Here is a 17,057-nt window from a genome sequence, read left to right on the forward strand (position 1 = left end):
TCGCCTCCCTGCGCGCCCAGGGCGACGGCGGCCTGGACCACTCCGCCCTCCTCCGCGGCGTCGAACGCCTCTCCGGCCTCCCCACCCAGGCCTGAGGGACGGGCCGAGAGGGGGAGCGACCGATGCCGACACCGAGGACGACCGCAGCGGCGGTGGCCGCCCGGATCGTCCGGGACGAGGGCGCCGACCACGCCTTCGGCTGCCCGGACGCGCCCGGCGACCCGCTGTACGCGGCGTTCCCGGCGGCGGGCCTCGGTCGCCGTACGGCCCGTCATCCCCAGTCGGCCGTGCACATGGCCGACGGCTGGGCCCGCGCGAGCGGGCGGCCGGGGGTGGTCGTCGCGGGCGCGGCGTCCGGACCGGGACTGGCGCCCGGCCTGCACGCCGCGCACGCCGACGGCGTCCCGCTGGTCTGCCTCGCGGCCGGGCCCGGCGCCGCCGGACCGGCCCGGCCGGTGACCAAGCAGGTGCTGCCGGCCGTCTCCGCCGCCCGCCTGCCGTGGGTGCTGCGCGAGGCGTTCCGCACGGCCCGCGAGGGCCGGCCGGGCCCGGTCCTGGTGGAGCTGTCCCCGGGGACGGCCGAGACGGAGATCGCGTACGTGCCTGCGACCGACGCGTCACTGCCGGTACGGAGCGGCACGCCCCGGCCCACGCAGGTCACGGCCGCGCTGGAGCTGCTGCTGGCCGCGCGCCGGCCGCTGCTGCTGGCGGGCGGCGGGGTGCCGGAGTCAGGGGCCGGCACCGCGCTGCGCACGTTGGCCGAGCGGCTGCGGGTGCCCTTCGTCGACACTCCCGGCGGCCGTGGCTGCGCGGGGGACGGCCACGCCCTCCACGTGGGGAGCGTCGGGTGCCCGTCGGGGACGGGAGGCCGGGCGCTCGCCGCTGCGGACTGCGTCCTCGCGCTCGGCACCGGCCGCGGCAGCGACCTCCTCACGGGGGCGCGGACGGTGGTCCAGGTGGACGCCGACCCCGCGGCGCTCGGTGGGTACGGCACGCCGGGCATCGGCATCGTCGCCGACGCGCGGCTGTTCCTGGAAGCGCTGCTCGGCGCCGCCGGGGAGCGCGCGGAGCGGCCGCCCCACCCGTGGGCCGAGCCCGCCGGGGCCGCGGTCCGGGCGGCGGGCCCGCGGAGCGGCCCGGTACCCGCCGGGCAGGTGCACGCAGCGATCGACGCGGTCCTCGGCACGGACCCCGACACCTGCTTCGTGCTCACGGAGGAGGTGTACGCGGAGTGGGGCGCCGCGGCGTTACCGGTCCGCCGGCCGCGCCGGCTGCTGCTGCGCGGCCGCGGCGGACCGCCGGGGTGGGAGATCCCCGCGGCGCTCGGGGCCCGGGCGGCACTGTCCGCCACGGCGCCGGACGCACTGGTGGTGGGGATCGCCGCGGGGCCCGGACTGCCGCCGTTCGCCGAGGAGATGGCGGGGGCGGCGGAGGACGGAGTGCCGTACGTGCAGCTGCTGCTCGACCGTGACGAGCGCGGCCCGGACACGGTGCGCCTCGCCCAGGCGTACGGCTGCTCGGGGCGCCGGGTCACCGGCCGGGGGGACCTGCGCTCGGCATTGGAGTGGGCCCGCAAGGAGACCGTCTCCACGCGGCGCCCGGTACTGGTCTCCGTCCTGGCCGCACCCGAGGCGTGAGCCTCGCACACAAGCTTCCGGCGGCGGCGCCGACACCTGTCCTGTCGCGCCCAGGTGCCGCCGCCGGGACCCTTTTCCGGCCGCTGCGTGCGGTGGTAGAAGGACCCCAGCAAGTTTTCAACAAACTGTTGACGTTTGGTTGGAGCCCTCCATACGCTCCAACATGCGGAAGTCGGCTTCCGCGCTCTTCGTACGGAAGGTCACCATGTCGAAGCCCACGCTGACGGCGCGCACACTCACCACGGAGTCGGGCGCCCCCGTCGCCGACAACCAGAACTCCGCCACCGCCGGCGTCGGTGGCCCGATCGTCCTCCAGGACCAGCACCTCATCGAGAAGCTCGCCCGCTTCAACCGGGAGCGCATCCCGGAGCGCGTGGTCCACGCCCGCGGCTCCGGCGCCTACGGCTACTTCGAGGTGACCGACGACGTCACCGGCTTCACCCGCGCCGACTTCCTCAACACCATCGGCAAGCGGACCGAGCTGTTCATCCGCTTCTCGACCGTCGCCGACAGCCTCGGCGGCCCGGACGCCGCCCGTGACCCGCGCGGCTTCGCGGTCAAGTTCTACACCGAAGAGGGCAACTACGACCTCGTCGGCAACAACACCCCGGTGTTCTTCATCAAGGACCCGATCAAGTTCCCCGACTTCATCCACTCCCAGAAGCGCGACCCCTTCACGGGCAAGCAGGAGCCGGACAACGTCTGGGACTTCTGGGCGCACGCCCCCGAGGCGACCCACCAGGTCACCTGGCTGATGGGCGACCGCGGCGTGCCGGCCTCCTACCGCCACATGAACGGCTACGGTTCGCACACCTACCAGTGGACCAACGCCAAGGGCGAGGCCTTCTTCGTCAAGTACCACTTCAAGACCAACCAGGGCATCCGCTGCCTGGACGCCGACCAGGCGGCCGAGCTGTCCGGCAAGGACGCCAACTCGCACCAGACCGACCTGCTCCAGTCCATCGAGCGCGGCGTGTACCCGTCCTGGACGCTGTACGTGCAGGTCATGCCGGCGGCCGAGGCGGCGGACTACCGCTTCAACCCGTTCGACCTCACCAAGGTGTGGCCGCACAAGGACTACCCGCTGCAGCGCGTGGGCCGGATGGTACTGGACCGCAACCCCGACAACGTCTTCGCCGAGGTCGAGCAGTCCGCGTTCTCGCCGAACAACTTCGTGCCCGGCATCGGCCCGTCGCCCGACAAGATGCTCCAGGGCCGGCTCTTCGCCTACGCCGACGCGCAGCGCTACCGCCTGGGCGTCAACCACACCCTGCTGCCGGTCAACGCCCCCAAGGCGACCACCGCGAACAACTACGGCCGGGACGGCCTGATGGCCGCCAACTCCCAGGGCCGGGGCGCCAAGAACTACGAGCCGAACAGCTACGACGGCCCGGTGCAGACGAACGAGGCGCTGTCCTCCCCGTTCGCCGTCAACGGGCACACCGGCACCCACGAGGCCCCGCAGCACACCAAGGACGACGACTTCTTCCAGGCCGGCGAGCTGTACCGGCTGATGTCGGAGGACGAGAAGAAGCGTCTGGTGGCGAACATCGCCGGCGGCCTCTCACAGGTCTCCCGCGACGACGTCATCGAGAAGAACCTCGCGCACTTCCACGCGGCGGACCCGGACTACGGCAAGCGCGTCGAGGCCAAGGTCCGCGAACTCCGCGAGGACTGACACCGGTCCTTCGTCCTTCGAGGCTGCGTGAGGGCTGACGGGAGGTCAGCACCCTTGCGCGTCCGTACCGTCCGGCCCGTTGAGGGGTGGCCGGACGGTACGGACCGGCCGGCGGCCTCGGTCGCCGGCCGACGGTGGCTCCGCGGTGCCGTGGGAGTAACCAGTGCGGTGGGACGGACGCGTCTCATAGGGAAGGGCGCGTCCTCTCCCCGTCACCGCGGAGCACGCCATCGTCACTCCGGCCCCCTCCACCAGACTCCGTCCGGTGGCGCGTGTCCTGTCGCGCCTGTAACCCGCGTCACCGGACGGGCACCACCCGCAGGGCCCGGCACTCCGTACGGTCACGGAGCGCCGGGCCCTGTGTCGCTCTCCGCGCGTTTCGCCGCGCGAACGACGTATTCCGGGGGACCATGGGCGGTGATGAACCGACCAACCCGCCAGGAGCCGAACATGGCCGACAGCGTGCCGGTGCGCTGCCCTACGTGCCGCCGCGAGAACGCCTTCACGCCGCCCACCTTTCCGTGCGCGTGCGGGGCACCGCTGACCATGCCCGTGCTGCGCGGCGGGGTGCCCGTCGAGATCCAGCACCGCACCTGGCAGAGCTCCTGGGTCGAGGTGCGGTGCGAGTCGTGCGGGCGGCTGGACGAGTGGCCGGCGCCGGAGTCGGCTTGCTCCTGCGGTACGGTCGCCCGGGTCCCGGTGATACCGGCACCGGGGCCGCCGGCCCCGGAGACCACCCCGCCCGGCCGCGCTTCGCACCGCTACCGCTCCCCCGCGCCGCCGGCCGTGCTGCGTCCCGCGTTCCGGCCCGTGACGATACGGACCGCGCGGGACTGCGTCACCGCGGCCGTCCAGTACCTGAAGTGGCTGGGCTTCACCGAGGTCGTCCGGGCTCCTGAGCGCAGCTCTTCGGGGGTGGACGTGCGGGGGCGCGGACTGGTCGCCCAGGTCGATCCGACCACCCGCCCCACCCGGCTCCGCGAGATCGAGACGGTCTGGCTGAACGGCCTCAACGACTCGGCGCTCGCGGTGTTCTTCTCCCTGGCGGGCTACGCAAATGACGCCCGGACCCGGGCCGACACCCTCCACCTCCCGTTGTTCGTCATGGACCTCACCGGCACACCGCAACCGGTCAACGACGCGGCGGACGAACTGATCAGGAGCGGGCCCTGACGGTTGCGTCCGGGGCGCGGTCCTGGGGCACGTGGTGGTGCCGGGGGCGGGGGCTGCGGGGTGGGGTCCTGGACCCATGATTTACGGCCCGTACGGCGCCGTCGCACATGCGGCCCCCGTTGGGCCACAAATCACGGGCAGTCGTCCAGGACCCCACCCCTCCGCCCCCACCCCCTTCGGTGCGATGTCAACCGCAGCGGCAAGGCCCGCGCAGCGCCCCCCCTTTCAGAGGACGAAGCCCTCGGGGAAGGGGTCGCGTGGGTCCAGTAGGTAGTTCGCTGTGGCGGTGATCCAAGCGCGGCCTGCGAACTCCGGTATGACGGCCGGTCGTCCGCCTACCTCGGTGGTGCCGGTCAATCGGCCCGTGAAGCGGGTGCCGATGAAGGACTCGTTCACGAAGGCGGTGTGGAGCGGGAGTTCGCCTCGGGCGTGGAGTTGCGCCATGCGTGCCGAGGTGCCCGTGCCGCAGGGGGAGCGGTCGAACCAGCCCGGGTGGATGGCCATCGCGTTGCGGGAGTGCCGGGCGTTCGAGTCCGGTGCGATGAACTGGACGTGTTTGCAGCCTGCGATGAGGGGGTCAATGGGGTGGGCGGGGCGGTTCTGGTCATTGATCGCGGCCATGATGTCCAGGCCCGCGGAGAGGATGTCGTGCTTGCGGGATCGGTCGAACGGGAGGGAGAGGTCGGCCAGTTCGACGATTGCGTAGAAGTTGCCGCCGTATGCCATGTCGTAGCGGATCTCGCCGAGGCCGGGTACGTCCACCTTGGCGTCGAGTTCGAGGGCGAAGGCGTCCACGTTTCGGAGGGTGACCTTCTCGGCGGTGCCGTCGCGTACCGATACGCGCGCCTCGACCAGGCCGGCCGGGGTGTCCAGGCGGACGGTGGTCTCCGGTTCGGTGACCGGGACCATGCCGGTCTCGACCAGGACCGTGGCGACGCCGATCGTGCCGTGGCCGCACATCGGCAGGAAGCCGCTGACCTCGATGTAGAGGACGCCCCAGTCGGCGTCGGGGCGGGTGGGCGGCTGGAGCAGGGCGCCGCTCATCGCGGGGTGGCCGCGCGGCTCGTCGACGAGGAAGCGGCGGAGGCCGTCCAGGTGTTCGACGGCGTACCGGCGGCGGTCGGCCATCGTGGCGCCGGGGATCGGGGCGACCCCGCCGGTCACCACGCGGGTGGGCATGCCCTCGGTGTGGGAGTCGACGGCGCTGAGGGCGCGGATCGATCTCAACGGGACGCTCCCAGCTTTTCGAGGGCGGTGATGGCTCGGGCCATGTCGGTCTGGAGCTGGGCGCGGTGTTCGGGGACGAGCGGGCCGCGCGGTGGGCGGCAGGGGCCGCCGTACCGGCCCACCTGGTCCATGCCCGCCTTGATGGCCTGCACGAATTCGGTACGGGAGTCCCAGCGGAAGGCGGCGACCAGCGGCTCGTACAGTGCGCGTGCCTCCTCCAGGCGCCCGGCCCTGGCCAGCGCGTAGAGCCTTGCGGACTCGGCGGGGAAGACGTTCGGGAAGCCGGCGAACCAGCCGGTCGCGCCCATCAGCAGGCTCTCCAGCACGACGTCGTCCGCGCCACTGATGACGTCCAGGCCGGGGGCCTGTTCCTTGATCTGCAGTACGCGGCGGACGTCGCCGGAGAATTCCTTCACCGCCACGATGTTGTTGATTTGGGCGATCTCGTGGAGGAGGGCGGGCGTGAGGTCGAGTTTGGTGTCGTAGGGGTTGTTGTAGACCATGACGGGGAGGCCTGCGGCGGCCACCGCCTCGAAGTGGGCGATCACTTCGGCGGGGTTGGCGCGGTACATCGTGGGTGGGAGGCAGAGCACGCCGTCGGCGCCGTCCTCGGCGGCCGCCTCGGCCCAGTGGCGGGCCTGGTGGCTGCCTGCGCCGTGTACGCCGACGATGACGGTGCCGTCGCCGTTCGCCGCTTCGACCGCGGTCCGGGCGACCGCTCGGCGTTCGGCTTCGGTGAGGGAGGAGTACTCCCCCAGCGAGCCGTTCGGGCCGATCCCGTCGCACCCGTTGTCCAGTAGCCAGCGGCAGTGTTCGGCGTAGCGGTCCAGGTCGACGGCGAGCCCGGCGGGCGCTGCGGGGTCCTCGCGGTACGGCAGCGCGGTCGCGACGACCACGCCGCCGAGACCTGCGGGGCGGTGGGAGGCGGTGCTGTTCATGCGGTGCTCTCCTTCGGGTCGGTGGGAGTGCCGGCCAGTTCGCCGAGGCGGATGGGCTGGGCCAGGGGGCGGCGGTGCGGGGACGCGGGTGGCAGGCCCTCCGCCGGGTGGGCGGGCGGGGTGCCGCGCGGCCGGGTGGTGAGTGCGGCGGCGGTGGGGCCGCAGATACGGGCCTGGCAGGGGCCGAGGCCCGCGCGGGTGGCGAGCTTGGTGACGCGGGGTGCGGCGCCGGACGCGTCGGTGGCGGCGCGGCAGAGCGTGCCGTAGTCCGTCCCCTCGCAGCGGCAGATCACCGTTTCTGGGCGCAGCCAGCCGGGCCAGGCGGGGCCGATGGGGTGGGCCGCGGCCAAGCGGGCTGCGAAGGCGCGGCCGTGGTCGCGGTTGCGGCGTACCCGGCGCAGTGCGGGGGCCGCGGGGTCACCGCCGGCGGCGAGCCAGCCGGCGAGTGCGCCTTCGGTACGGGCGGCGGGTGCGCCTGCGATGCCGGTGGTCTCGCCTGCCGCGTAGACGCCGGGAACGCTGGTGAGCTGGTCGTCGTCGACGGCGACGAACTCACCGGCCGGGGTGCGCAGCAGCGCGCAGCCCGCGGCGAGCGGCAGTTCCAGCTGCGGGCTGAAGCCGTGGCCTACGCAGAGGGCGTCGATGGGGACGGTGCGCTCGGTGCCCGGGACCACTGACCAGTCGGTGCGCAGGCGTGCGGTGACGGCCTCTTCGACATGGCCCTCGCCGCGTGCCTCGATCACCGTCCGGGCGGTTTTGTACGGGACCTGGTGCTGGATCAGGAGGGTTACGTAGTGAGCCAGTTCAGCTGTCTTGGTGGGCTGGGATGCGAGCTCCCAAGGGCGGTTCGTCCAGCCGCGGGCGACCGTCGCTGCCGGGTTGGCCTCCAGGACGGCCCGCAGGCCGGCGCCGGCGGCCAGCAACGTGGCGGCGACCGGGAGGAGGAACGGGCCGGTGCCCGCGAGCAGTACGGTGTCGCCGATCACCAGCCGCTCGCCCTTGACGAGCGCCTGCGCGGCACCGGCCGTGTACACCCCGGGCAGGTCCCAGCCGGGGAAGGGCAATACGCGGTCGTGGGCGCCGGGGGCGAGGACCAGGGCGTCGGGGGCGAGGACGCGGCGGGGCCTGTTGGTGCCGTCGGCGGGGCCGGTCAGGGTGTGGACCAGGGGCGGGCCCGGCTCTCCGGGGGCTGGGCGCTCCAGTGCCCAGACGGAGGTCTCGGCGAGCCAGGTGCAGCGGGGGTGGCCGAGGACGCGGCGGCGGAGGCGGTCGAAGCGGGACCCGGTGTCGTGGGGTCCGCCGAACTCCTCGGCGAGCGTGCGGTGGTACTGGCCACCGGGCCGCTCCGCCGCGTCGGCGAGGGTGACCCGGGCCCCGGCCGACAGTGCGGAAGCGGCGGCGGCGAGGCCGGCGGGCCCGGCCCCGACGACGACCACATGGCGGCGGGCGTCGGTGCGCGGTGCGGCCGTCATGCCTCGTCCTCCCCGCCGTCCGGTGCGGTCCGCGTCTGTGTCGCCACCACGTCTCCGTCCGCGGCGCGGCGGCGGCAGGCCCGTACGTCGGGGACGCCGTTGACGGTCAGGACGCAGTCGAAGCAGACGCCGATGCCGCAGAACACGCCGCGCGGGGCGCCCGAGCGCGCGGTGCGCCAGGACGTGCGGCCGGCCGCGAGCAGCACGCCCGCGATGCTCTGGCCCGCGATGCCGGTGACCGGTTCGCCGTCCACGGTGATCCGCAGCGGGCGTTCGGGCCGCTGTCCGGGGGTGCGGGCAGGAGTGCGGAACAGTCGGGGGCTCATGCGCTCTCCTCACTCGGGGCGGTGGCGTCGGTGCCCAGTACGGCCGGGCGGTCCACCCGGAAGGGGGCCGGGTCGATCTCCGGGGCGTTGCCGCGCACCAGGTCGCTCAGCAGGCGGGCGGTGCCGAGGGAGAGGCCGATGCCGGCGCCCTCGTGGCCGCTCGCGTGCCACAGGCCCGGCAGCCTCGGGTCGGCGCCGATGACGGGGAGGTGGTCGGGGACGTACGGGCGGAAGCCGCCGTAGGCGCGCATCACGGCCACGTCGGCGAGGCCCGGGAAGAGCCGGAGGGCCTTGGCGGCGATCGCGGACAGCACTTCGGGGCGCAGCCGGTCGTCGAAGCCGGCGCGGCGGCGGGAGGAGCCGAGCAGCACGCTGCCGCCGCGGGTCGCCTCGACGACGGCCGAGGTCTGCAGGTCCTCGGCGCTGCTGCCGACCGCGCCCACGTAGTCGGCGTCGTAGACCTTGTGGAAGACGGTGGGCGGCAGCGGCGCCGTGACGAGGATGTCGCCGCGGCGCGGGCGGACGTCGACGGGCGCGCCGAGGCGGGTGGCGAGCCGCCCGGACCAGGGGCCTGCCGCGTTGACGAAGAGGTCGGCCGGCAGGTCGCCTTCGGCGGTACGGACTGCGGTGAGCCGGCCGCCTCGGGTGCGGGCGCCGAGCACCTCGCAGCCGGTGCGGAGGGTGGCGCCGTGCGTGAGGGCGTCGCCGAGCAGGGCGGCGGCCGCTGCGGCGGGCTGGACCTGGGCGTCCTCGGGGTAGTGCAGAGCCGCGGTGTGGTCGCGGGTGAGGTGCGGCTCGGCCGCGGCGAGTGCGGCGGCGTCCAGCGCGTCGGCCCGTACGCCGGCCGTGCGCTGGGCGGCGGCGAAGCGGGTGAGTTCCGCGGCGCCGGCCTCGGTGGTGGCGACGACGATGCCGCCCTTGGGGTCCCATTCGACGGCGCGTACGGCGTCGGCGGCGCGGGGCGAGCGGCCGGCGACGGCGGCCAGCGTCTCCGGCCACAGGCGGCGGGAGAGCTGGGCCAGCCGGAGTTCGGGGCCCGGGCCCTTGTCGGAGACGAGGACGTTGCCCTCGCCGTGTGCGGTGGTCGCCTCGGCGGCGCCGCCCCGGTCCACGACCGTGACCCGGAAGCCGCCGGCCAGGGCGAGTTCGCGGGCGCAGGCCGCGCCGACGATGCCGGCGCCGATGACCACCACCCGCGTTCCGTTCATCGACTGCATAGGCCGCTCCTTCGTTCGCTTTACCGAACGATGCGAGGCTAGGAGGGGCTCAGGGGAAGGTCAATGGGGCGGGTAGGGGATTGGCCTGACGAGGCGTCAGGGATGGGTGTCCGCCCTTCAGGCGTGCGGCCCCAGAGCCGGGTGCGCGTCCTGGCCCGCCGGGCGCCGGCCCTTTCCGTAGTGGAGCAGCAGTACCGAGCGGACGGGGCCGCCGAGCGCGGTGTAGGCGTGCGGCCGCGAGGCGTCGAAGCCGATGTAGTCACCGGGCCCGAGCTCGATGCGCTCGCCCTCGACGTCCACGGCGAGCCGGCCGGCCTGCACGATCGTGTGCTCGGTGCCGACATGACCCAGCGAGTTCTGCCGCGCCCCCTCGCGCACCTGCTGGTCGTACACCTCGAAGCCGCCCTCCCCCGGCTCGAAGCGGCGCAGCGGGCGCAGGTCCACCGCGTCGCCGCTGAGCACCTCCACGTCCGCGGCGCGCACCACGGTCGGGCCGTCGGCGGGGCGGGTGTCCAGCAGTCCGGAGATCGGCACCTCCAGTGCGCGCGAGAGGCTGAAAACCGTCTCGATGGTGGGGTTTCCGGTGCCGGACTCCAGCTGTGACAGCGTCGCCTTGCCGATCCCGGAGCGGCGGGACAGTTCGGAGAGCGAGAGGCCGCGCTGCGCCCTGGCGTGCTTCAGGTTCGCCGCCAGCGTGTCCCGGATCGAGCCCTCGGGGACGCTCATCCTGCCCGCCCTTCCGCGGCGATGCGGCCGCGCTCCTGTTCCGTCGACCGAACACCACGACCGGAGGTGTCGTTCGTCTTCCCGAACAGTTTACGGACTGCGGCGGCAGCAAGAAGGGCGCACGGAACCGGCCGTGAACCAGCCGGTACCGTGCGCCCGTTCTGTCGTGCCACGCCCCCTTCGCCCCTGGCGGAACGGCGGGCGAGACTTATCCCACAGCGGCCGCCTCGCCCTGCGGGGCGGCCGGCGGCACCGGGCCCGCCGACGAGCCGCCGTCCACGGCGATCTCGGCGCCGGTGAGGTAGGCGGAGGCGTCCGAGGCGAGGAAGGCGACCAGGCCCGCGACGTCGTCCGGCAGGCCGATGCGGCCCAGCGCCACGCCCGGCGCCGCGCCGCCGTTCGGCATCGCCGCCACCTCGGCCACCATCGGGGTGTCGATGACGCCCGGGTGCACGGAGTTGACCCGGATGCCGTACTCACCCAGCTCCAGCGCGGCGATCTTCGTCAGGCCGCGCAGACCCCACTTGGACGCGCCGTAGCCGCCGGTGCGGGGGATGCCGGTGAGGCCGCCGACGGAGGAGATGTTGACGATCGAGCCGCCGCCGGCCGTGATCATCGCCTCCCGGACCGCCTTGATGCCGAGGAACGGGCCGACGAGGTTGATCCGCAGCGTGCGCTCGAAGTTCTCCATGGTCTCGTCGGCCAGCGGCATCGAGCGCAGCACGCCCGCGTTGTTGATCAGCACGTCCACGCCGCCGAACTCCGCGACCGCGGTGGCCACGACCGTCTGCCACCCCGCCTCGTCGGTGACGTCGAGGTGGACGTAGCGCGCCGCCTCACCGATCTCGTCGGCGACCCGCTTCCCGGGCTCGTCCAGCACGTCGGCCAGGACCACGCGCCCGCCGAGCCGGGCGAACAGCCGCGCCTCCGCCTCTCCCTGGCCGCGGGCGGCACCCGTGATGACCGCGGTCTTGCCTTCGAGCGTGAGCACAGAGCTTTCCTCCATCACCTCGTCAAGGGGCCTTTCAATCAGCCATATGACGAGTAGACAGGTCAAGAGCGTTGCGCGATCTTCCCCGAAGGACGCCGCCCGCTGTGACCTCCTCCTCCGGCCGGGTGAACTTGGCCGGTCATGTGCTTGCTGTTGCCGCATCAATTTCATCGCATGACAGGACGGGCTGAAATGTTCCTTGTGTGAGCATCCACGACGACACACGTAGTCAGCGGCCGGCGCCCGAGACGCGGGCGGCAGCCCGTACACCGGTCCTCGCCCCTCCCGACGCACCGGAGACCGCCGACGGCCCGAACGTACCGGCCCAGCAGCCGGCCCACCGCTGCGCGACCGTCGCCGTGGTCGGCCTGGGGTACGTGGGCCTGCCGATGGCGCTCGCCCTGCGCGCCGCCGGGACGGCGGTCGTCGGCATCGACACCAGCGCGCCCCGGCTGCGGCAGATCCGCGCCGGCGAGGCCGACCTGCTCCCGGAGCAGCGCCACGCGCTGCGGACCGCGGTCACCGAACCCGGATTCCGGCTCACCGCCGAACCCGCGGCCGTGAGCGGCGCGGACGCCGTGATCATCTGCGTACCGACCCCGGTCGACCGGCACCTCGTCCCCGACCTCGGTGCCCTCTCGGCCGCCTGCGCCTCCGTAGTGGCCCACGCGGTGCCCGGCCAGCTGCTGATGCTCACCTCCACCAGCTACGTCGGCACCACCCGCGACCTGCTCGTCGAGCCGCTCGCCCGACGGGGGCTGCGGGCCGGTACGGACGTCTTCGTCGCCTCCGCGCCGGAGCGGATCGACCCGGGCGACACCGGGCACACCCCGGACCGCACGCCCCGGGTGGTCGGCGGGGCCGGTCCCCGCAGCACCGAACTCGCCGCCGCACTGCTGGCCCGTACGGCGCCCGCGGTGCACCGGGTCGACAGCCCCGAGGCGGCCGAGATGAGCAAGCTGTGGGAGAACACCTTCCGGGCCGTGAACATCGCGCTCGCCAACGAACTGGCCGACCACTGCCTGGACCTGGGGCTCGCTCCGCTGTCCGTCATCGAGGCCGCCGCCACCAAGCCGTACGGCTTCATGCCCTTCTACCCGGGGCCCGGCGTGGGCGGCCACTGCATCCCGTGCGACCCGCACTACCTCCTGTGGCAGCTGCGGGGCAGACGCGCCGCCTCGCCGCTGGTGGACACCGCCATGACCGCGATCGCCGGCCGCCCCGCGCAGATGGCCGGGCGGGCCCTGGCAGCGTTGGCCGCCCGGGGGCTGCCCGCGGCCGGCGCCCGCGTGCTGCTCGTCGGCGTCACCTACAAGGCGGCGGTGGCCGATGTCCGGGAGAGCCCGGCGCTGGAGATCATGGACCGGCTCGCCGCCGCCGGCGCCCGGGTGGCGTACGCCGACCCGCTGGTGCCGAGCCTGGAGCGGAACGGCACGGTCCTGCACAGCGTCGAACCCGCGACGGGCGGCGACTGGGACCTGGTGATCGTCCACACCGTGCACCCCGGCACGGATCTGGCCTGGCTGGCCGGGAGCACCGTACTGGACGCGACCCATCGCCTGCCGGCGGCGCGGGCCGAGGCGGCCGGAGCGGCCGGATGAGCGTGCGTACCAACGCCGGTCCCTGGCGCGGCCGCCGGGCTCCGGCGCGCCGGGCGACGGCGCTCATGGACCGGCTGGACCCCGCCACCCGGCACGCCCTGCGCCGGGTCCTCACCCTCTGCTGCCTGCTGCCCGTGCTCCTCGTCCTCGCCCGTCAGGCGGTACGGCTGCCCGAAGAGGCGAGCCTGCCCGCGCTCTACGGCATCACCGTGCTGACCGGCACCCTCACCATGCTCCACCTCGCCTACACCCGCTACGACGACCCGGCCGTCCGCGAGCTGCGCCGGCGCCCGCGGGCGACCGAGGAGTTCCCGCCGCTGCCCGCCGAACCCCGCGTCAGCTTCCTGCTCGCGGTCAAGGACGAGGTGCACCGCATCGAGGACTGCGTACGCTCCATGGCCGCCTCCGACCAGCCGCGCACGCAGATCGTCGTGGTGGACGACCACTCCGAGGACGGCACGGCCGAGGTACTGGAACGTCTCCGCGACGAGCTGGGGGTGACCGTCCTGCGGCTGCCGGAGAACGTCGGCAAGAAGCACGCGCTGGTCCGGGCGTGCGAGATCGCCGACGGCGACGTCCTCGTCTTCACCGACTCCGACTGCGTCCTCGCCCCCGACGCGCTGCGGCGCTGCGTGGACGCGCTGGTCCGGCACCCGGAACTGGGCGCGGTCAGCGGCCACTGCCGGGCGCTCAACGCGGAGACCAGTCTGCTCGCGCGCGCCCAGGATGTCTGGTACGAGGGGCAGTTCAGGATCGCCAAGGCGGCCGAGGCGTCCTTCGGGTCGGTGTCCTGCGTCTCCGGCCCGTTGGCGGCCTTCCGCCGCGACGCCGTCTACAACTACCTGCCGGCGTGGGCGGCGGACAGGTTCCTCGGCGCCCCTTTCCGCTTCGCCACCGACCGCCAGCTCACCGGCTACGTGCTCGGCCAGCTCTGGCGCGGCGAGGCCCTGAAGCAGGCCTACCGGGACTCCCCCTTCGTCGCCGGGCACGACTACCCCGCACGCAAGTGGCGGGTGGGCTACGTCCGTTCGGCGCAGGTGTGGACCGACGTACCCGCCCGCGTACGGCCCTTCCTGCGGCAGCAGGTCCGGTGGAAGAAGAGCTTCATCCGCAACCTCTTCTTCACCGGTTCCTTCATGTGGCGCCGCGGCCCCGGCCCCGCCGCGCTGTACTACGGGCACGTCCTGTGGGTGGTCGCTGCCCCCGTCATGGCCGCCCAGCACCTGCTCTGGGCGCCCCTGCACGGCCTCGGCTTCCTGACCCTCCTCTACCTGTGCGGCGTCCTGCTCAAGGGCTGCGTCTGGGGGCTGGCCTACAAGGCGGACCACCCCGGGGACACCCGCTGGCGCCACCGCCCGCTGATGAGCCTGGTCTCCTCGGTGCTGCTGGCCTGGCTGCTGCCGTACTCGCTGCTGACCGTCCGGCGCGGCATCTGGTCCAGGGGGACGGCATGAGAGCCGCGTTGCGCACCGCCGGCCGGGCGCTGGCCGCCCTCCTGGTCACCGCGGCGGTCGTCGCGGTCTACCTGCTGGTCCTCACCCGGGGACGGCCGCTGTGACGGCCGCGCCGCGCTCCGGGAAGCGCGCTGCGGCCCGCCCGTTCGCCCGGGTGCTGCTGTCCCTGCTGGCCGCCGTCCTGCTGTGCCTGCCGTTCGGTGCGGCCTGGCAGTACCACGCGTACCGGCAGGCCGTCGCCCGGCAGGAGCCGGTTCCGGAACATGCTCCGGAACCGGCTCCGGAGGCCGGGAAGAACCCCGGAAGCCCGGCCGCCGCCCTGGCCCGGCAGCCGCGCCCCAGCGGCCCCGTGGTGCTGGCGTACCACGACGTCCGGCCGGACGGCCACAGCCCGTACACCGTCACCCCCGAGGCCTTGGACGCCCAGCTCACGGCGCTCGCCGACGCCGGCTACACCACCCTGACCAGCGCGGAGTTCACCCGCTACCTGCGCGGCGGGCGGGTCCCGGCACGGTCGGTGTACCTCACGTTCGACGACGGTGCGCAGGGCCTGTGGCAGTACGCCGACCGCGTCCTGGCAGCGCACCGGATGCGTGCGGCGGCCTTCCTGATCACCGGGCAGGTCGGCCGGCGCCACTCCTACTACCTCTCCTGGGACGAGATCCGGCGGATGGCGGAGTCGGGGCGCTGGGACTTCCAGGGCCACACCCACGACTCCCACCACCGCGCCACGGTGGACGCGGCCGGGCACCGCGGCTCCGCCCTCACCAACCGGCTCTGGCTGCCCGGCGCGGGGCGCCGCGAGACCCCGGCGGAGTACCGGCGGCGGGTGGTCCGCGACCTGGACCGGTCGGTCGCCGAGATGACCGGGCACGGCCTGCCGCGGCCGACGGTCTTCGCCTACCCGTTCTCCGAGACGGCGGAGGACTCCAATCTGCGGCCCGGCGAGCCGTCGCCGCAGCGCCTCCTGCGGCAGCGGTTCGCCGTCACCCTGACCAACGCCACCGGCAGCGCGCTGCCGCCCGGCCCGCGGGCGGCGGCGGCCGGGCGTGTCCAGCGCCTGGAGGTGACCGCCCGCACCGGGGTCCGGGAGCTGATGGAAGGGATCGCGGAGTGGACGCCGGTCGCCCCCGGCGCGGTCCCGCGTCCCCTCCGGGACCCGGCCCGGTGGCGGCTCCGCGGCGACCTGGCCACCGCGGGCGGCGTGCGGCCCGGCTCCCTCGCCGGCCACGGCCCCCTCCCGGCGCGCCGCGGCTGCCTCGCGGCGGACTACCGGAGCATCGGCTCCGCCGATTGGACCGGCTATGCGGTGGGGGCCACGGCGGCGGGGCTGCGCGGTACCGGCAACCACACCGTGCTCACCGTGCGGAAGGGCAGCCGGCACCCGCTGACGGTCTACCTCAGCCGGGACCGCGTCCGGGTCGCGACCGGCAGCCCGGCCCGCCTGCGTACCGCCGCCGTACGGGAGTTGGCGCCCGCGTCCCGGCACCGGCTGCGGGTGCTCGTCGGCCCGGGCCGGATCGCCGTACGGGTGGACGGCAGCACCCGGATCGCCGTACGGACGCCGGCCGGCACGCCGGCTTCCCGGACGGCCGGCGGCATCGCCCTCGGCATCTGCACCACCGGTGCCCGCGCGCCGTGGCCGCACTTCGCGGCCCTCACCCTGGCGGACCGGCGGCCCGCCACGACGCCGGACGGAGGCCGCTGATGGCGGGACGACCGCAGGCGTACGGCCGGGACGGTGCGCGGGGCACACGCAGGTCCGCGCTGTCCCGGCGGGCGCTGCTGACCACGGCACTCGGCACAGCCGCCGGCACGCTGGCCGCGGCCGCGCCCCTGTACGAGGCGCGGCGGAGCCCGGCCGGCGGGACGGCGTCCGCGGCGGTGCGGGGCAGCGGCGGCACGCCGCCGGATCAGGAGGCCTGCCCGTCCTGGCCGCGTCCGTTCCGCCCGGACTTCCCGCCGGCGGGGCTGGTGACCAATGAGTACGCGTACCGCCGTCCGGACGCCGCCGACGCCCGCACCAGCGCCGACTGGCAGGTGACCAGCGGTTCGCTGTTCGCGCGCCGGGGCTGCGGCTGGACCGGCGTCCCCGACGGGGAAGCGCCGGGCCCGGACTCCCGCGAGCACACCGGCTCCGCCGTCTTCCGGCTGGTCGGCCGGCGCCGGGACTTCGGGGACGCCACCGTGCGGTGCTGGGTGCTGCTCGACCGCCCCGTAACCACCGCGCGGACCCCGGCCGTGGACTGGGACGGCGGGCACCTCTGGCTCCGGTACCACGGCCCGCAAGAGCTGTACGCGCTGAGCTTCCGCCGCCGGGACGGCGCGGTGGTCCTCAAGCGGAAGCACCCGGCAGCGGGGCGCACGGGCGGTACGGAGGGCGAGTACACCACCCTGGCCGAGGGCCGGCACGCCCTGCCCTACGGCCGCTGGCACCAGGTCACGGCGGCCGTGCGCACGGTCGCCGAGGACACCGTCCGGCTCCGGCTGGCCCTGAACGGGCGCACCGTGCTGGACGCCGAGGACCGCGCGCCCGGCCGGCTGGTGGCGCCGGGCGGGGTCGGCCTGCGCGGCGACAACACCGAGATGCGGTTCGCCCACTTCTCGGCACAATGAC

At 74.5% G+C, this 17,057-nt stretch carries 14 protein-coding genes and 1 pseudogene; 8 read left to right on the plus strand and 7 right to left on the minus strand.

The genetic code is table 11. The features are described 5' to 3' along the window. The 4 genes and pseudogenes from ACIGQF_RS35225 to ACIGQF_RS35240 all read left to right on the plus strand — a co-directional run. Positions 1 to 95: pseudogene (locus ACIGQF_RS35225) on the plus strand (2-hydroxy-3-oxopropionate reductase); the annotation flags it as partial. A gap of 27 nt (positions 96 to 122) precedes the next feature. Then, complete coding sequence (locus tag ACIGQF_RS35230) at positions 123 to 1,637, plus strand: thiamine pyrophosphate-binding protein (RefSeq protein ID WP_399719107.1); 1,515 nt, start codon at positions 123 to 125, stop codon at positions 1,635 to 1,637. Between the two features lie 205 nt (positions 1,638 to 1,842). Further along, positions 1,843 to 3,315 carry a catalase gene (locus tag ACIGQF_RS35235; protein WP_399719396.1) on the plus strand — a complete coding sequence of 491 codons (1,473 nt, stop codon included), beginning with the start codon at positions 1,843 to 1,845 and terminating at the stop codon, positions 3,313 to 3,315. A gap of 450 nt (positions 3,316 to 3,765) precedes the next feature. Next, a complete protein-coding gene (locus ACIGQF_RS35240) occupies positions 3,766 to 4,488 on the plus strand; it encodes a hypothetical protein (RefSeq protein ID WP_399719109.1) in 723 nt (240 codons plus the stop codon). A gap of 225 nt (positions 4,489 to 4,713) precedes the next feature. Here ACIGQF_RS35240 and ACIGQF_RS35245 read toward each other — a convergent pair whose 3' ends face one another. The 7 genes from ACIGQF_RS35245 to ACIGQF_RS35275 form a co-directional block, all read right to left on the minus strand. After that, positions 4,714 to 5,715: a proline racemase family protein gene (locus tag ACIGQF_RS35245; protein WP_399719111.1), complete on the minus strand. Its 1,002-nt coding sequence runs from the start codon at positions 5,713 to 5,715 to the stop codon at positions 4,714 to 4,716. Next, complete coding sequence (locus tag ACIGQF_RS35250; RefSeq protein ID WP_399719114.1) at positions 5,712 to 6,653, minus strand: dihydrodipicolinate synthase family protein; 942 nt, start codon at positions 6,651 to 6,653, stop codon at positions 5,712 to 5,714. The genes ACIGQF_RS35245 and ACIGQF_RS35250 overlap by 4 nt, the downstream gene beginning before the upstream one ends. Beyond that, complete coding sequence (locus ACIGQF_RS35255; protein ID WP_399719117.1) at positions 6,650 to 8,125, minus strand: FAD-dependent oxidoreductase; 1,476 nt, start codon at positions 8,123 to 8,125, stop codon at positions 6,650 to 6,652. The genes ACIGQF_RS35250 and ACIGQF_RS35255 overlap by 4 nt, the downstream gene beginning before the upstream one ends. Next, positions 8,122 to 8,451, minus strand: a complete 330-nt coding sequence (locus tag ACIGQF_RS35260) for a (2Fe-2S)-binding protein (protein WP_399719120.1) — start codon at positions 8,449 to 8,451, stop codon at positions 8,122 to 8,124. The genes ACIGQF_RS35255 and ACIGQF_RS35260 overlap by 4 nt, the downstream gene beginning before the upstream one ends. Beyond that, positions 8,448 to 9,659, minus strand: coding sequence for an NAD(P)/FAD-dependent oxidoreductase (locus ACIGQF_RS35265; RefSeq protein WP_399719399.1), 1,212 nt, complete (start codon positions 9,657 to 9,659; stop codon positions 8,448 to 8,450). The genes ACIGQF_RS35260 and ACIGQF_RS35265 overlap by 4 nt, the downstream gene beginning before the upstream one ends. A 126-nt stretch (positions 9,660 to 9,785) precedes the next feature. After that, entirely contained in the window at positions 9,786 to 10,394 is a 609-nt protein-coding gene (locus tag ACIGQF_RS35270; protein ID WP_399719123.1) for a helix-turn-helix domain-containing protein, read from the minus strand. Positions 10,395 to 10,602: 208 nt separating this feature from the next. Continuing rightward, the gene (locus tag ACIGQF_RS35275) at positions 10,603 to 11,385 is read right to left on the minus strand and encodes a glucose 1-dehydrogenase (protein ID WP_399719126.1); all 783 of its coding nucleotides are present in this window, start codon (positions 11,383 to 11,385) and stop codon (positions 10,603 to 10,605) included. Between the two features lie 209 nt (positions 11,386 to 11,594). Between ACIGQF_RS35275 and ACIGQF_RS35280 the strand changes: the two genes are divergently transcribed. From ACIGQF_RS35280 to ACIGQF_RS35295, 4 genes are all read left to right on the plus strand, one after another. Beyond that, positions 11,595 to 12,986, plus strand: a complete 1,392-nt coding sequence (locus tag ACIGQF_RS35280; protein ID WP_399719402.1) for a nucleotide sugar dehydrogenase — start codon at positions 11,595 to 11,597, stop codon at positions 12,984 to 12,986. After that, on the plus strand, positions 12,983 to 14,440 hold the full coding sequence (locus ACIGQF_RS35285; RefSeq protein WP_399719129.1) for a glycosyltransferase: 1,458 nt from the start codon (positions 12,983 to 12,985) through the stop codon (positions 14,438 to 14,440). Before ACIGQF_RS35280 ends, ACIGQF_RS35285 begins: the two co-directional genes overlap by 4 nt. Positions 14,441 to 14,540: 100 nt before the next feature. Further along, positions 14,541 to 16,148: a polysaccharide deacetylase family protein gene (locus ACIGQF_RS35290; protein WP_399719131.1), complete on the plus strand. Its 1,608-nt coding sequence runs from the start codon at positions 14,541 to 14,543 to the stop codon at positions 16,146 to 16,148. Then, positions 16,148 to 17,056, plus strand: a complete 909-nt coding sequence (locus tag ACIGQF_RS35295) for a hypothetical protein (protein ID WP_399719134.1) — start codon at positions 16,148 to 16,150, stop codon at positions 17,054 to 17,056. The genes ACIGQF_RS35290 and ACIGQF_RS35295 overlap by 1 nt, the downstream gene beginning before the upstream one ends. Position 17,057: the final 1 nt, after the last annotated feature.

The organism is Streptomyces sp. NPDC053560, assembly GCF_044544605.1.
Classification (GTDB): domain Bacteria; phylum Actinomycetota; class Actinomycetes; order Streptomycetales; family Streptomycetaceae; genus Streptomyces.

What these genes read in the sequence shown, in the direction of transcription:
- ACIGQF_RS35265 (WP_399719399.1), bottom strand. Translation starts at nt 9,659, where the DNA reads ATGAACGGAACGCGGGTGGTGGTCATCGGCGCCGGCATCGTCGGCGCG.
- ACIGQF_RS35260 (WP_399719120.1), bottom strand. Translation starts at nt 8,451, where the DNA reads ATGAGCCCCCGACTGTTCCGCACTCCTGCCCGCACCCCCGGACAGCGG.
- ACIGQF_RS35255 (WP_399719117.1), bottom strand. Translation starts at nt 8,125, where the DNA reads ATGACGGCCGCACCGCGCACCGACGCCCGCCGCCATGTGGTCGTCGTC.
- ACIGQF_RS35240 (WP_399719109.1), top strand. Translation starts at nt 3,766, where the DNA reads ATGGCCGACAGCGTGCCGGTGCGCTGCCCTACGTGCCGCCGCGAGAAC.
- ACIGQF_RS35270 (WP_399719123.1), bottom strand. Translation starts at nt 10,394, where the DNA reads ATGAGCGTCCCCGAGGGCTCGATCCGGGACACGCTGGCGGCGAACCTG.
- ACIGQF_RS35285 (WP_399719129.1), top strand. Translation starts at nt 12,983, where the DNA reads ATGAGCGTGCGTACCAACGCCGGTCCCTGGCGCGGCCGCCGGGCTCCG.
- ACIGQF_RS35250 (WP_399719114.1), bottom strand. Translation starts at nt 6,653, where the DNA reads ATGAACAGCACCGCCTCCCACCGCCCCGCAGGTCTCGGCGGCGTGGTC.
- ACIGQF_RS35295 (WP_399719134.1), top strand. Translation starts at nt 16,148, where the DNA reads ATGGCGGGACGACCGCAGGCGTACGGCCGGGACGGTGCGCGGGGCACA.
- ACIGQF_RS35235 (WP_399719396.1), top strand. Translation starts at nt 1,843, where the DNA reads ATGTCGAAGCCCACGCTGACGGCGCGCACACTCACCACGGAGTCGGGC.
- ACIGQF_RS35230 (WP_399719107.1), top strand. Translation starts at nt 123, where the DNA reads ATGCCGACACCGAGGACGACCGCAGCGGCGGTGGCCGCCCGGATCGTC.